The following is a 13878-nucleotide window of genomic DNA, read 5'->3' as shown; positions in this document are numbered from 1 at the left end:
CTGAACCCTCAGAGCCGTCAGCCCTCAGCGGCTCGCGCCGGCGGAGGCATCCCCGACCAAGGATCAAGCTGACGTCCGCGGGCCCGAAACCGGAGGTGGCGGGCCTCCAAGACGGCCGCCCGAAGCCGGACCGGGCGGGCGACCGTCCGGGTCCGCCGCCGTCGGGAAGTCCGGCAATCCGGGTGATAGTGGGCGATACACCGTACGGTGTTGTCGCAGTGGCGGTCGGCGAGGGCGCCGTATCTGACGTGCAGTGGGCCGTCCCGCCAGCGCAGATCGCTGAGGATGCACCGTCCGGGCAGACCGTCGAGGACGTCGCCCAGCTCGGCGAGGATGCGCTCGCACTCGGACTCGTCGCTCGGATAGACGGTCACGAACTTCCCGCTGGATCCGCGGTGCGCGTACTTGGCGTTGGCGAGGAACAGGGTCTCCAGGCCGGGGAGGAACTTGAACGCGACGCGATTTCGTACCGCTTGTCCACGGAAGCCTCCGGATCCGGTGCCCTCCTGAGCGGTTGTCCGGGCGTTCCTCTCCCACGATGGCAGAGCGGCGGAGCACGGACATCGTTCGTCTGTCACCGGCACGGCGTGGGTTGCGCACAGCCGGGCCTGTGCACATCGCACACCCCCTCGCACACCTCGCCCGTGCACATCGCACGCACGAGCCGGGCGCCAGGTGTTCACGGACGCCGACCGGCCGGCCCGGTCGGCAAACCGGCCGAAAGCCCATGCGTCCACCGTTCCTTCAACGAAGGTCGCTCACTTCCTTGCGGAGCCCCGTGCGGTCCCCGGGGCGACCGGTTCGGGATCGGCGGGCGCGCGGCCCACGTCCGACAGGGTTTCGCGGGCCCGGGCGTCGACGAAGCGGGTCACAAGATGCTGCGCTGCGCCGAAAATGACGGCCCAGGCCATGATCTGCGAACTGGAATCCAGGGCGCTCAGGCCGGGAATGAACGCCCCCTTGATCAGCAGCACCCCGATGAAAGCCGTCAGAGCGCCGGTCGGGAATTTCAGCAGCGCGGCCGAAAGCGGCAACATGTAAGGAGTGCTGGTTCCCTGGATCCGGCGCAGAGAGGCAATGACGGTGAGCGCGGCGCCGGCCAGCCCTGCCGCCTCGATCAGGAGGACGTCGTCGCGCTGGGCATACCGACTCGGAACATGGTGCGGTTTCGGAGAAATCTCCCCGGATGGGCATGCGATGGGGCCCCCGCTCTTGGGGATGAAACACATGTTCAGGGAATGGGGACAAGACCACCCCCAGGCCGCGAGTCCACCGGCGCCGAGAAGAACGAAGAAGGTGGCGATCCGCAGAATGATGCTGAGGCTGCGCACTCTGCTGAATTCGGCGTCCAGCGCGTCGTACGAAGCGCTCAGAGCGAGGACGAGGAGTTCCCGGTCCCCCGGTCCAGGATTCTTCGTCTCCAGGCGCTTCTCCACCGCCTCCGTCCTCACTCGAAGCGGGTTGCCCGGTCGAAGATGCTGCTGGACGTGGCTCAGCACGTCAGCGCTTCGGCTCCTCAGATCTTCGTCCGCACACAACGCAAGCAGCATCACATCGGTCGCGCGCACATTGGCCCAGGTCCGTTCCAGGGCCGCGGCTCCGGAGAAGAGGCGCCTCCGTGCGGTGATGGCATTGCCCGCCTCTTCGAGTTGCCGCGAGATCCCTTCCAGTGTCTCCTTCCGTTGACACTGCTCGGCCGGGCTCTTTGCCGTTCGGCACCTTTCACGGTCTGCCTGTTGCTCCAGATAGAGGATGCGTGCGGCAGCTCGCTCGCGCCAAGCCGTCCGGTGCGTCCTGAACTGGATTTTGGGTGACTTGGGCAACTGGACGACGTTCTTACGCCTGGTCGGCTGGTATGGGTGATCCTGCTTCGATGAGTCCGGTACGGCGTTACGCGCGAGCAAGAGCGAGGCGATCCACACGAGAATGAAGACGGAGAGGCTTCCTCTGGCCTTCGCCGGGCGTTCGGAGCCGTTGAACTCTTTCCCGTTGGCCATACCGACCTCCAGCAAGGCTCCTCTTCCCGATCGAGGTCACCCCAAGCCCCGGTCAGCACATCGTCGATGCGGAAGTCCTTCATCCCGTGATGTCGAGGAACAGGGTCGTGCTCCCGATGAACAAGAGCGGTGACTGGCAGGCGAGGTCCGGCTTTGGGGCCGACGGCATGATCGTCACCTCCGGTCTGTGAACGCACCTGAGCCTTCCTCGGTGCTGTCACGAGGGCATGGCTCAATCTCCATGGAAGCATCGTTGCGGAGGTGCTACCAGTTGGATCCATCTCACCCCGCCGCACCCACCGGACGTCAAGGAGACGGCTCGCAGATGGAGTTCACGGAGGTCGACGAGCAGCCCGAACCGGACATGCCGCCGTCGGCGGCGATCTGCGCGACCTGCACCGGGTGAGCCGTGTCTCACGGCTGCGGCGTTGCTATGCAACGAGGTGCATAGGAAGATCGTGCGCATGGCGCTCGAGCACGCGATCCTCGTCTCCCTGCTGGAGAAGCCGGGCTCCGGCTACGAGCTGGCCCGGCGCTTCGAGCGGTCCATCGGGTACTTCTGGACCGCCACCCACCAGCAGATCTACCGCGTGCTCAAGCGCATGACGAGCGACGGCTGGGTCGACGTCCGGGACGTCCAGCAGTACGGGCGTCCGGACAAGAAGGAGTACTCCGTCGCCGGGCCGGGGCGGGACGCGCTCGGCGCGTGGCTCCAGGAAGCGACCGAGCCCGAGAGCGTGCGGCACGACCTGGCGGTGAAGGTGCGGGGCGCCGCCTTCGGTGATCCGGCCGCCCTGATCACTGAGGTCGAGCGGCACCGGCAGGCGCACACGGATCGCCTGGCCCACTACCTCACGGGCGAGGCCCGCGACTTCGGGGAGCCCACGGCAGGCGGTCCCCTCGACGCCGAGCGGGAGCTCCAGCACGTCGTACTGCGCGGCGGCATGGCGTACGAGCGGATGATGATCGCCTGGCTCGACGACGTCCTCGCCACACTCGCCGGCCTCGACGCCGGTCGCTGACCGGCCGACCGGAGCTCGGCCCCCGTATCCGTACCCGTACCCGTACTTCTGTCCGTTACCGCTTTCACCCTTCCCAGCCGAAAGGCGGCACCCATGGCCGACACGCTGCTCTTCAACCCGCGGACGTACGACCCCGCGCACTTCGACCCGGAGACCCGCAGGTTGTTGCGCGCCACCGTCGACTGGTTCGAGGAGCGGGGCAAGCGCCGCCTGATCGAGGACTACCGGACCCGCGCCTGGCTCGGCGACTTCCTCGCGTTCGCCGCCGAGGAGGGCCTCTTCGCGACGTTCCTCACGATCTCTTCCGCCGCCGGAGCGGGCGAGGGCGACAAGCGCTGGGACACCGCGCGCATAGCCGCCCTCAACGAGATCCTCGGCTTCTACGGCCTGGACTATTGGTACGCGTGGCAGGTCACCATCCTCGGCCTCGGCCCGGTCTGGCAGAGCGAGAACCCCGCCGCCCGCGCCCGCGCGGCGCAACTGCTCGCCCAGGGTGAGGTGTTCGCCTTCGGCCTGTCCGAGAAGGCCCACGGCGCCGACATCTACTCCACCGACATGCTTCTGGAGCCCGACGGCGCGGGCGGCTTCCGGGCCACCGGTTCCAAGTACTACATCGGCAACGGCAACGCCGCCGGGCTCGTCTCCGTCTTCGGCCGGCGCACCGACGTGGAAGGCCCCGATGGATACGTCTTCTTCGCCGCTGACAGCCGCCACCCGGCGTACCACCTGGTCAAGAACGTCGTCGACTCGTCGAAGTACGTCAGCGAGTTCCGCCTGGAGGACTGTCCCGTAGGCCCGGAGGACGTGCTGCACACCGGCCGCGCCGCGTTCGACGCCGCCCTCAACACGGTCAACGTCGGCAAGTTCAACCTGTGCACCGCCTCGATCGGCATCTGCGAGCACGCGATGTACGAGGCCGTCACCCACGCGCAGAACCGCATCCTCTACGGCCGCCCGGTCACCGCCTTCCCGCATGTGCGGCGGGAGTTGACCGACGCCTACGTCCGGCTCGTAGGCATGAAGCTGTTCAGCGACCGGGCCGTCGACTACTTCCGCACCGCGGGCCCCGACGACCGCCGCTACCTCCTCTTCAACCCGATGACCAAGATGAAGGTGACCACCGAGGGCGAGAAGGTCATCGACCTGATGTGGGACGTCATCGCCGCCAAGGGCTTCGAGAAGGACACCTACTTCGCCCAGGCCGCCGTCGAGATCCGCAGCCTGCCGAAGCTGGAGGGCACCGTCCACGTCAACCTGGCGCTGATCCTCAAGTTCATGCGCAACCACCTCCTCGACCCGGTCCCCTACGAGCCCGTCGCCACCCGCCTCGACGCGGCCGACGACGAGTTCCTCTTCCGCCAGGGCCCGGCCCGCGGCCTGGGTTCGGTGCGTTTTCATGACTGGCGGCCGGCCTTCGACGCGTACGCCCACCTGCCCAACGTGGCCCGGTCCCGGGAACAGGCCGACGCGCTCTGCGACTTCGTGCTCAAGGCCGCGCCGGACAAGGAGCAGAGCCGGGACCTCGACCTGCTCCTCGCCGTCGGGCAGCTCTTCGCGCTCGTCGTCCACGGGCAGCTGGTCCTGGAGCAGGCCGCCCTCACGGGCCTCGACGACGATGTGCTCGACGAGCTGTTCGCCGTCCTCGTGCGGGACTTCTCCGCGCACGCCGTCGAGCTGCACGGCAAGGACTCCGCGACCGGGGAGCAGCAGCTCTGGGCACTCGGCGCGGTCCGGCGTCCGGTCGTCGACGCGGCGCGTTCGGAGCGCGTCTGGCAACGGGTCGAGGCTCTGTCGGGGGCGTACGAGATGAAGCCCTGAGGCCCCGACGCGGCCTCGGGCCGCCTCGTGGGGCACAGCGTCCGCCGTACCCCGCGAGGTGACCGAGATATGGGCGACGGCTGCGATCCGCCCGACGGATCGCAGCGCCTGTCAGGGACGGGCTAGGGGGCTTCGGGTCCGCACATCCGTACGGCGGGCTTCAGTCGCCCCCCGCCGCCGACGTCCTGCCCTGCCGGGTCGCGCGCGCGGACGGCGCTTTCTCAGGCGGCCCGGTAGGCCTCGCCCAGCTTCCGGACGGCCGCTCCGTACCGTCCGGTGAGCGAGAGGTGGTCGGCGTCGGCGAACGGTTTCGCGGCCCCCGCCGTGAGGTGCGTGCCCACCTTCTGCTGGACGATCTGCCGGGCCCGGGCGACGAGTGCCCGGCCCGTCCGGTCGGCCCCGGCCCGCTCGGCCGCGGCGGCCGCGACGCCGAGCGTCCGAAGGGTGGCCGCGCCGCCCGCCGGCGTCTTGGCCAGGGTCGTCAGGCCCCAGCCATAGGGGAACAGCGGGTCGTACGACGTGTCGCCCACGTTGATGGGCAGCTGAGCCTCGGACCGGGGCCAGGTGACCGGCAGCCGACCGGTGAAGGGCCGTTTCCCGTAGAGGACGTCGGCCACGCCGTCGCCCTCGGTGCCCGGCAGCCAGGACGCGACCAGGGCGTCGATCGCGCCGAGCCGGTCGCCGATCAGCTGGGGGCGTCCGGAGACGACCAGCACCACGCACTTCATGGCCGCGCACACCTTGTCGATCGCGGAACGGTCGGCGGCCGACAGTTCGAGGGAGTGCCCGTTGCCGACGTCCCCGACGCCCTCCGCGTACGGGGTCTCGCCGACGACGACCACGCCGACGTCGTAGCCGGCCGTGGGCGCGGAGGCGTCCTTGGAGTAGCTGACGTTTCCGTCCTTGCGCATCGCGTCGAGGACGGTGGTGCCCTGGGTGTGGGTGCCGGAGGCGCCCTGCCAGGTGACCGTCCAGCCTCCGGTCTGGTTCCCGAGGTCGTCGGCGTTGGACCCGGCGACGTAGACCTTCTGCGCCTTCCTCAGCGGGAGCAGCCCGCCGCTGTTCTTCAGGAGCACCTGCGACTCGGCGGCCGCCTGACGGGCGACGGCCCGGTGCGCGGCGCCGCCGATCCCGGAGGCGTTGGCCGTCTGCGCATAAGGGTGCTCGAACAGTCCCAGCCGGAACTTCTGCGTGAGGACGCGCGAGACGGCGTCGTCGATCCGCTTGCCGCTCACCCGTCCGGCGTCGACCTCGCCGATCAGGGCCGAGGTGAAGTCCTTGTAGCCGTACGGCACCATCATCATGTCGACGCCGGCGCGGACCGCCGTGCGGACCTGGGACGGATAGTCGCCGGGGAGCTGGTCGACGGCGTTCCAGTCGCTGATGACGAACCCGTCGAAGCCCATACGTCCCTTGAGCACACCGTTGATCATGTCGGCGCGGGCGTGCATCTTCACCGGACCCTGTCCGTCGCCGAGGACGTCGAGCGAGGAGTACGACGGCATGACGGTGCCGATGCCCCGGTCCACGGCCGTTCGGTACGGCGCCAGGTGGACGGCCTCCAGCTGCTGCCGGGTGACCTTGGTGACGCCCTGGTCGATGGTGTACGTGCCCGTGGTGGACGAGCCGTACTCGGTGCCGCCGTCGCCCACGAAGTGCTTGGCCGTGGCCAGGACCTTGTCGTCGTCCTTCAGATCCCGCCCGTCGGCGCGGCCCTGTAGCCCCTGGATGACGGTCTCCATGGACTGGACGAGGGCCGGGTCCTCGCCGAAGGACTCGTAGGAGCGGCCCCAGCGTTCGTCGCGGGTGACGCACAGGCAGGGGGCGAAGTCCCACGGGACGCCGGTGGCGCGGACCTCACTGGCCGTCACCGCACCGGTCTGCTGGGCGAGTTGGGGGTCACGGGTCGCGCCGATGCCGATGTTGTGCGGCATGATCGTGGCGCCGACCAGGTTGTTGTGGCCGTGCACGGCGTCGACGCCGTAGATCAGCGGGATCTGCAACCGCGTGGCCTGGGCCCGGAGCTGGAAGCCGTCGATCATCTTCGCCCAGGCTCCGGGGGTGTTCGGCGTGGGCGTCGAGCCGCCGCCGGAGAGCAGCGAGCCGAGCTCGTACGTGGCGACGTCGGCCCCCTCCCCCACGGCGCCGCGCTCGGCCTGGGTCATCTGTCCCGCCTTCTCCCTGAGGGACATGCGGGACAGGAGATCGGCGACACGCTTGCGCACCGGCAACTTGGCGTCCAGATAGGGCAGTCCGTTGGCGTTGAGGACGACCTGCGGTGTCTCGGCGGGGGCCTTGGCCCCGGTGACGGTCAGCTTCAGCGGGACGGTCTCGGCGGGCTCGGCGTACTTGTCGCGGAGGGTGCGGACCTCGATGGTCCGCGTCGCTCCCGACGCCGTCCCGGCCGGGAAGGTGAGTGTTCCGGTGACCGGCGTGTAGTCCCGGCCCGGGTCGGCGGTGCCGCCGGTGGTCGCGTAGGCGACGGTGACCGGGTCGTCGAGGGGGGCTGACCCGGTGGTGGCGACGGTGACCGAGACGGTGGCCGTGCCGCCCTCCCGTATCGGGTAGACGGCCGCGTCGGTCGTCACATGCGCCCGCAGCGCCTGGTCGGCCCTGCCGTACAGCTCGACGTCGTCCATGGCGAAGAGACCCTTGACGCCGACGGGGAGCGTGACGGCGTACCCCCACATCTGGGTGAGCCCGAGGACGTGGTCGATGCCGCCGACGGGCTGGTAGTCCGTGCGGTAGGCGAAGTCGGCGAAGGGGAGCTCGATCTGTTTCCAGCCGCTGAAGTCGTCGGTGAAGGTGGTCGTCCACAGCTCGGAGGCCTCGCCGTTCGCGCCGCCGTCCTTGATCTCGAAGGGGACCTTCTTGCCGGAGTCCTGGCCCTCCCACCAGAAGCGGACGCCTCGGCGGGCGGACCAGTCGTGCGCGGGCCGGTCGGCCGCGAAGTCGTGCGTGAAGCCGCCGTAGCCGCTGATGTCGTAGGCGCCGGTGAGCACCTTCTGGCCTTCGGGGGCGTCGGCGCGAGCGGTCAGCTGCAGGGCGGGCGGATCGTCGCCGTCGCCGCCCCAGGTGAAGATGCCCTCGGCCGGCTGAGAGGCGAAGGGGACCTCGCCCTCGAAGCGGTCGACGGGAACCGGCGCGGGGTCGTCGGCGGCCTGGGACGTCGTCGGCGACAGCACGACGGCGAGCAGGGCGGTGGAGAGGAGCAGAGCGGTTCTCGGCATGGACCTTCCCTCGGCTCACGTGTTTCGCTCAATGCTTAGATCACGCCGTGAGTCAACTCATGGCCCGCACACCCGTCAAGACGTCACGTCGGACAGCGCACGCCGCCGGGGAGGAGGTCGCCCCCCTGGCCGGCTCGACCGCTTCTCGATCGCGCAGGACCTCGCGGACGTCGCGCCATGAGTGCGAAGGCGTCCAAACCCGTTGTGCGAACGGCCATTTCATGGCCTCTTCCCGTAGCCGATACGGTCCGCAGCATGGAGTCGAACCTTTTGACGGCTGAGGAACTCGCGGCTGCCTTACGTGCCGGTGAAACGACCTCGGAGGACGTGACCGACGCGGCGATCACACGGATCGAGCAGCACGACGAGGCGATCAACGCGATCTGCGTGCCGGACTTCGAGCGGGCGCGGGCCGCCGCACGCGGCGCCGACCGGGCGCGCGCCCGCGGTGAGGACCGGCCGTTGCTCGGCATTCCGGTGACGGTCAAGGAGTCCTACGACGTCGCCGGGCTGCCCACGACCTGGGGCATGCCGCTCCATCGACACTACGTGCCGGCCGAGGACGCGGTGCAGGTGTCGCGGCTCAAGGCCGCGGGCGCGGTGGTGCTCGGCAAGACCAATGTGCCGTTGGGACTGCAGGACGTGCAGAGCTTCAACGAGATCTACGGCACCACCAACAACCCGTGGGATCACCGTCGTACGCCGGGTGGGTCCTCCGGGGGATCAGCGGCCGCCCTGGCGTCCGGGTTCGGCGCGCTGTCCATCGGCTCCGACATCGGGGGTTCGTTGCGCACTCCCGCACATTTCTGCGGTGTCTACGCACACAAGCCGACGCTCGGGCTGGCGGCGAGCCGCGGTATGGTCCCGCCGCAGGGGCCGGCGTACCCGGCCGAGTCCGACCTCGCCGTCGTCGGGCCCATGGCGCGCACCGCCCGCGACCTCACGCTCCTGCTCGACGTCATGGCCGGACCGGACCCGCTGACGCTGGGTGCGGCGTACGACCTGACGCTGCCGCCCGCGCGCCACGAGCGGCTCGGCGACTTCAGGGTCCTGGTCCTGGACGAGCATCCGCTCATCCCGACCGGTTCCGCCGTGCGGGCGGGGGTGCATCGGGTGGCCGACGCGCTCGTCGAGGGCGGCGCCCGGGTGGAGCGACACAGTCCGCTGCTGCCCGACCTGACCGAAGCCGCGATGCTCTACACGCATCTGCTGTTCGCGAGCTCGGCTGCGCGTTTTCCCGCCGAAGCGTACGGGCGACTGCGGACCCAGGCCCACGGACTGGGAGCGGACGATCAGAGCCTCGATGCGGCACGGCTGCGCGGCACGGTGTCCAGTCACCGCGACTGGATGGAGGCGAACAATGGCCGAGAGCGCCACCGCCATGGATGGCGGCAGCTCTTCGCCGAGTTCGACGCCGTGGTGTGTCCCGTCACTCCCACTCCCGCGTTTCCGCACGATCACGACCCCGATCCGATGAAGCGCCGCATCGACATCGACGGCGTCGAGTACCCGTACCTGGACCAGCTCGTGTGGGCCGGTGTCGCCACCATGCCGGGCCTGCCCGCCACCGCCGTACCGGCGGGCAGATCCCCCGAGGGCCTGCCGGTGGGAGTGCAGTTGATCGGCCCGATGTTCGAGGACCGCACCCCGCTGCGGCTGGCCGAACTGCTCGAGCAGCGGATCGGCGGCTTCGAGGCACCGCGGTAGAGCGCCCTGTGCCGGTCGGGGCAGCGCGCCACTGGTCGGTCAGAAGGGCAGACGGCGACGCGCCCGGCGGCCCGCGGAACCACTGCGGCCCACGGCCCGCGAGCTGGACTCGAAAGGCTTGCTCAACAGGCGCCCCAGCGGGCCGGGGGCCTTGGAACCGGCACGAGATCCCCAACCCAGGCCGCGCTGCGCGCCGTTCTGGGGGTGCCTGCTCAGTCGCGGGACGACGAAAGCGAGTACCGCGAGGATCACGCAGAAGGCGATCACGCCGACGATCATCATGGGGAGACTCCTGGGCCGGTCTGGACGGGTTCAACTCCGTGCCACAGCACGGACGTGGCGTTTTGTGCTACCGACCGACTGCCCGCTGCGGCGCGGGCCACGCCAGGGGGCAGTCGGTCGGGGTGCCGGGCGAGCCGCTGACGACCGCGATGACGTCCGGTGCGACGGCGACGCTCTTCGGACGACGATTTGCCGGACCGGCAACAAGAGTGGCGGCCGTGGGCCCCGGTGGACGACCGTGGGGCCGTGACCGACAACATCGCAGCAGGATCGCCTGCTTCCGCCAACTCCTTTCCCGCCGACGGATACGTCGGCGACCCCGCGGTGCGGGCGGAGTGGGACAACCGATACGCCGACCGGGACCAGCTGTGGAGCGGCCGGCCCAACGGCGCGCTCGTGGCCGAGGTCGCCGGGCTCACACCGGGGCGGGTGCTCGACGTCGGCTGCGGCGAGGGCGCGGACGCCGTCTGGCTCGCACGCGCCGGCTGGGACGTGACCGCCCTCGAGGTCTCGGGCCTGGCACTGGAGCGGGCGGCCGGGCACGCGCGGGACGCCGGGCTCACCGTTCACTGGGTGCACGCCGCGCTCACCGAGGCAGGTCTCCCGGCTGCCTCCTTCGACCTGGTCTCCGCGCAGTACCCGGCCCTGCTGCGCACCCCCGACGCCGCGGCCGAGCGAGCGCTGCTCGCCGCTGTCGCGCCCGGCGGCGTGCTGCTGCTCGTGCACCACGCGGGGATGGACACCCAGCACGCGCAGGACGGCGGCTTCGACCCGGCCGACTACGTCTGGCCCTCGATGGTCGCCGCTCAGCTCGACGACGATTGGGAGGTGCAGGTGCACGAGCAACGCCCCCGCGTGGCACCCGACGGTGGCGCCGGCGCACACCATGCCGACGACCTGGTGCTCCGCGCACGCCGACTGCGCTGAGGGACTCCAGGCCCGAGCGACGTCGCGGCAGTCGAGGTCCTGGGCGTGAGCGGTCCCGGCCGGCGGGGTGACGCGTACGGTCGCGGCGGCTGTGCCTGCGAGGGGAGCACGATGTGACATGGACGTCTCCTGCCGGTCCCTGGGGAATCCGTCGCCTGCGACGCCAGGAGACGGTCGGCCCGTCGGCGCGAGAGCGTCGGCCATGCGGGGGGCGTCCATAAGAGGCGCCGACGCCGCGAACCGGATCCTCCCGCCCTTTGGGTCTGCGACCACACTGGGACTATCGTCGAATACCGGGGCCAGGACGAGGAGGACGGCCGGTGATGCCGCAGGACGAGGCCGTGATCGGCTGCACGGGAAACGTACTGATCGGAACCCGCGGACCTGCGGGTCCCGGCGAAGTCCTGGTGCGGGTCAGAGGCGGGTCGGAGACGTTCCTCGCCTGGTCGGAGGAGCCCCTGCCCATAGGCGCCACAGTGCTTGTGATCGAATCGCGTGGATGCCGTGAGGTCGGCGTCATCGAATGGGTGGATCCATTGGACGCGCTCGGCGAGTACAGCGTCGGCGCAGGCTGAGGAGTACAAGCATGTTCGGATACCGCGTACCCGCCCCCGACGAGGCGATGTTGATCTCGGGAGGCAGGCGCGGACTGGGGGGCGCGCCGTTTCGAGTGGTGACGGGGCACGGCAAGTTCGTGCTCCCCATCTTCCGCAAGGTCCGGTTCCTCACCTTGTCCATGTGCGAGTCGGAGGTCACCGAGACCTGTGTGACCCGACAGGGCATCTCGTTGCACGTCCGCGCGGTCATCGCCTTCAAAGTGGGCAACGACCACGAGAGCATCATCAACGCGGGCCAGCGGTTCCTCTCCGACCAGGAGCAGATGTCCGTGCTCACCGGCCGGATCTTCGCCGGCCATCTGCGGGCCATCATCGGTTCGATGACGGTCGAGGAGATCGTCACCGAGCGGCAGAAGCTCGCCGCGGAGGTCCTGGACACCTCCAAGACCGAGATGGCGAAGATCGGCCTGATCGTCGACTCGCTGCAGATCCAGTCGATCGACGACGGCGACACCGGCTACATCGACGCGATGTCCGCGCCCCACAAGGCGGCCATCCAGCGGCAGGCGCAGATCGCGCAGGCGCAGGCCACCCAGACCGCGGCCGAGGCGCAGCAGGAGGCGGCCCGCAAGCAGGCCGAGTACGCCCGGCAGACCGCCGTCGTCAAGGCGGAGTACTCGGCCCAGGTGGACCGCGCCCAGGCGCAGGCCGCCCAGGCCGGACCGCTGGCGCAGGCCCACGCCCAGCAGGAGGTGCTCGCCGCCCAGACGGAGCTGGCCCAGCGCCAGGCCAAACTGCGCCAGCAGCAGCTGGTGGCCGAGGTCGTGAAGCCCGCCGAAGCCGAGGCCGAGCGGGTCCGGATCCTCGCGGCCGCCGAGGCACAGCGGATGAAGATCCAGGCTGAGGCAGCGGCCTCGTACGACCGGGTCGCGCTCGACCGGATGCTGATCGACCAGCTCCCGCAGATCGTCAAGGAGGCCGCCGGCGGCCTCGCCGGCGCCAACGTCAACGTCCTCAACGGCGCGGACGGTCTCGGCGAGATCGCCGCGGGCCTCGTGTCCCAGGGCCTGACGATCCTCGACTCGGTCCGCCAGAACCTGAGCAGCCAGGACGCCGACGGCGCCCCCCCTTCCGGCAACCGTCCCGAGAGCAAGGGCAACGGCCTGCTCCAGCTGCCCACCAGCAAGGAGAAGAAGTCGGACGACGGCCCCGTGGACGTCGACTAACGTCCGTCGTCAACAGCATCGTCAGGAGCGCCGGGCGGCGGGCGTGCTCGGCCGAGAGCCCGCTCGGCCGAGTGTGCAGTGCGGCCGGCAGCCGCTCGCGCAGAGCGTCGAGTTCACCGGTGGTGATCTTCTGGACCAGGAGGTCACCGGTCGGCACCCGATTCGCCGCCGGAACGGTGTCGCGGTCTCCGCACGGCGGCGCGGCAGGACGGCGTTTCGTCCGGCACCGGTCCTGGCCGAGGTTCTAGGCTCGGCCCGTGGGGCAACCTGAGCAGCGCGCCGAGGGCGCAGGACCGTTCACCACCCGGCTCACCTGGCATCTTCCCGACGGCGGCACCGCCGTGTGGGAGTCCCGCATCGCGCGCCGGCGTGGGCTGCTCTGCGTCCGCCCCGTCAGCGCGGGGCCCGCTCGCCACGTCCGCGCGGACGCCGTTTCCCGCACCCGGCTGCGGCGGCTCAACGCCGTCGCCGCGCTCGCCTTCGTGATCGGCGGGGCCTTCTTCGCGGCCGGCGCGGCCGTCGCCCAGTTCGGTTCCGGCGACGCCACCGAGTGCGCCTCGATCTACTTCGTGGGCGGGGTGTTCTTCACTCTCGGCGGGTACGTCTCGCTGCTCCAGGTGATCAACGCGCCGCGCCACGTCGCGGGCGGCGCAGGGCGGCTGGTCACCCCCGGCTGGCGATGGTGGAGTTATGAGCCGACGCGGGTGGACTGGCTGAGCACCTTCGTCCTCTTCTCGGGCACGCTCGTCTTCGCCGTCGACCTGTTCGACTCCTTCCTGCAGGGCCTGTCCGTGCAGCAGGTCAACAGGCTGATCTGGACCCCCGACGTGATCGGCTGCGCCCTCTTCCTGATCTCCGGCCATCTGGCCTTCATCGAGATCGGCCCTGACCGGTTCCGCCTGCGGACGCACGACCTCGGGCAGTGGATCGTGGTCGTCGACCAACTCGGGTCGGTGCTGTTCATGGTCTCGGCGCTCGCCGCCTACACCCGCCCCGCCACCGGCAGCCTCGTCAACGCCGACATCGCCGACTGGGGCACCCTCACCGGCGCTCTGTGCTTCTCCCTCGCGGGCGTCCTCCAGCTCGGCGAACACTCATAGGACGTGAGGCGT

The 13878-nt window shown here is 70.2% G+C and carries 12 protein-coding genes; 8 read left to right on the top strand and 4 right to left on the bottom strand.

Going from position 1 to position 13878, the window contains the following annotated elements; all coding sequences use genetic code 11:
- Positions 1-17 precede the first annotated feature (17 nt).
- A complete protein-coding gene (locus Sri02f_RS44340; RefSeq protein ID WP_445009688.1) occupies positions 18-578 on the bottom strand; it encodes a class III lanthionine synthetase LanKC N-terminal domain-containing protein in 561 nt (186 codons plus the stop codon).
- Between the two features lie 180 nt (positions 579-758).
- The gene (locus Sri02f_RS17800) at positions 759-2012 is read right to left on the bottom strand and encodes a hypothetical protein (RefSeq protein ID WP_109002292.1); all 1254 of its coding nucleotides are present in this window, start codon (positions 2010-2012) and stop codon (positions 759-761) included.
- A 256-nt stretch (positions 2013-2268) separates the two neighbouring features.
- Between Sri02f_RS17800 and Sri02f_RS43635 the strand changes: the two genes are divergently transcribed.
- The 3 genes from Sri02f_RS43635 to Sri02f_RS17790 all read left to right on the top strand — a co-directional run bounded on the left by Sri02f_RS43635 (position 2269) and on the right by Sri02f_RS17790 (position 4837).
- Complete coding sequence (locus Sri02f_RS43635; RefSeq protein ID WP_281261893.1) at positions 2269-2403, top strand: hypothetical protein; 135 nt, start codon at positions 2269-2271, stop codon at positions 2401-2403.
- 58 nt (positions 2404-2461) lie between these two features.
- Positions 2462-3019: a PadR family transcriptional regulator gene (locus tag Sri02f_RS17795; protein ID WP_109002291.1), complete on the top strand. Its 558-nt coding sequence runs from the start codon at positions 2462-2464 to the stop codon at positions 3017-3019.
- 93 nt (positions 3020-3112) lie between these two features.
- Positions 3113-4837: an acyl-CoA dehydrogenase family protein gene (locus Sri02f_RS17790; protein WP_109002290.1), complete on the top strand. Its 1725-nt coding sequence runs from the start codon at positions 3113-3115 to the stop codon at positions 4835-4837.
- A 221-nt stretch (positions 4838-5058) separates the two neighbouring features.
- Here the strand turns inward: Sri02f_RS17790 and Sri02f_RS17785 are convergent, their stop codons facing one another.
- Positions 5059-8067 (bottom strand): glycoside hydrolase family 3 protein, encoded by a 3009-nt coding sequence (locus tag Sri02f_RS17785; RefSeq protein ID WP_109002289.1) that lies wholly within the window; start codon positions 8065-8067, stop codon positions 5059-5061.
- Positions 8068-8322: 255 nt separating this feature from the next.
- On the opposite strand from Sri02f_RS17785, the gene Sri02f_RS17780 reads away from it, so the two are divergent.
- The gene (locus Sri02f_RS17780; RefSeq protein ID WP_109002288.1) at positions 8323-9774 is read left to right on the top strand and encodes an amidase; all 1452 of its coding nucleotides are present in this window, start codon (positions 8323-8325) and stop codon (positions 9772-9774) included.
- 39 nt (positions 9775-9813) lie between these two features.
- Here Sri02f_RS17780 and Sri02f_RS17775 read toward each other — a convergent pair whose 3' ends face one another.
- Positions 9814-10056 (bottom strand): DUF6411 family protein, encoded by a 243-nt coding sequence (locus tag Sri02f_RS17775; protein ID WP_109002287.1) that lies wholly within the window; start codon positions 10054-10056, stop codon positions 9814-9816.
- Between the two features lie 246 nt (positions 10057-10302).
- Between Sri02f_RS17775 and Sri02f_RS17770 the strand changes: the two genes are divergently transcribed.
- The 4 genes from Sri02f_RS17770 to Sri02f_RS17755 all read left to right on the top strand — a co-directional run bounded on the left by Sri02f_RS17770 (position 10303) and on the right by Sri02f_RS17755 (position 13866).
- Positions 10303-10983 (top strand): class I SAM-dependent methyltransferase, encoded by a 681-nt coding sequence (locus tag Sri02f_RS17770; RefSeq protein ID WP_109002427.1) that lies wholly within the window; start codon positions 10303-10305, stop codon positions 10981-10983.
- Between the two features lie 323 nt (positions 10984-11306).
- Positions 11307-11558 (top strand): NfeD C-terminal domain-containing protein, encoded by a 252-nt coding sequence (locus Sri02f_RS17765; protein ID WP_109002286.1) that lies wholly within the window; start codon positions 11307-11309, stop codon positions 11556-11558.
- Positions 11559-11569: 11 nt separating this feature from the next.
- On the top strand, positions 11570-12766 hold the full coding sequence (locus Sri02f_RS17760; RefSeq protein ID WP_109002285.1) for an SPFH domain-containing protein: 1197 nt from the start codon (positions 11570-11572) through the stop codon (positions 12764-12766).
- A gap of 257 nt (positions 12767-13023) precedes the next feature.
- Positions 13024-13866 carry a hypothetical protein gene (locus Sri02f_RS17755; protein WP_109002284.1) on the top strand — a complete coding sequence of 281 codons (843 nt, stop codon included), beginning with the start codon at positions 13024-13026 and terminating at the stop codon, positions 13864-13866.
- Positions 13867-13878: the final 12 nt, after the last annotated feature.

It is taken from the genome of Streptomyces rishiriensis (assembly GCF_003112535.1).
Classification (GTDB): domain Bacteria; phylum Actinomycetota; class Actinomycetes; order Streptomycetales; family Streptomycetaceae; genus Streptomyces; species Streptomyces rishiriensis.
This window is presented reverse-complemented; position numbering and strand designations above follow the sequence as displayed.

Excerpts from the sequence above, each read along its gene's own strand:
- Sri02f_RS17795 (WP_109002291.1), top strand. The coding sequence starts at position 2,462 with ATGGCGCTCGAGCACGCGATCCTCGTCTCCCTGCTGGAGAAGCCGGGC.
- Sri02f_RS17790 (WP_109002290.1), top strand. The coding sequence starts at position 3,113 with ATGGCCGACACGCTGCTCTTCAACCCGCGGACGTACGACCCCGCGCAC.
- Sri02f_RS17785 (WP_109002289.1), bottom strand. The coding sequence starts at position 8,067 with ATGCCGAGAACCGCTCTGCTCCTCTCCACCGCCCTGCTCGCCGTCGTG.
- Sri02f_RS17780 (WP_109002288.1), top strand. The coding sequence starts at position 8,323 with ATGGAGTCGAACCTTTTGACGGCTGAGGAACTCGCGGCTGCCTTACGT.
- Sri02f_RS17775 (WP_109002287.1), bottom strand. The coding sequence starts at position 10,056 with ATGATGATCGTCGGCGTGATCGCCTTCTGCGTGATCCTCGCGGTACTC.
- Sri02f_RS17765 (WP_109002286.1), top strand. The coding sequence starts at position 11,307 with ATGCCGCAGGACGAGGCCGTGATCGGCTGCACGGGAAACGTACTGATC.
- Sri02f_RS17760 (WP_109002285.1), top strand. The coding sequence starts at position 11,570 with ATGTTCGGATACCGCGTACCCGCCCCCGACGAGGCGATGTTGATCTCG.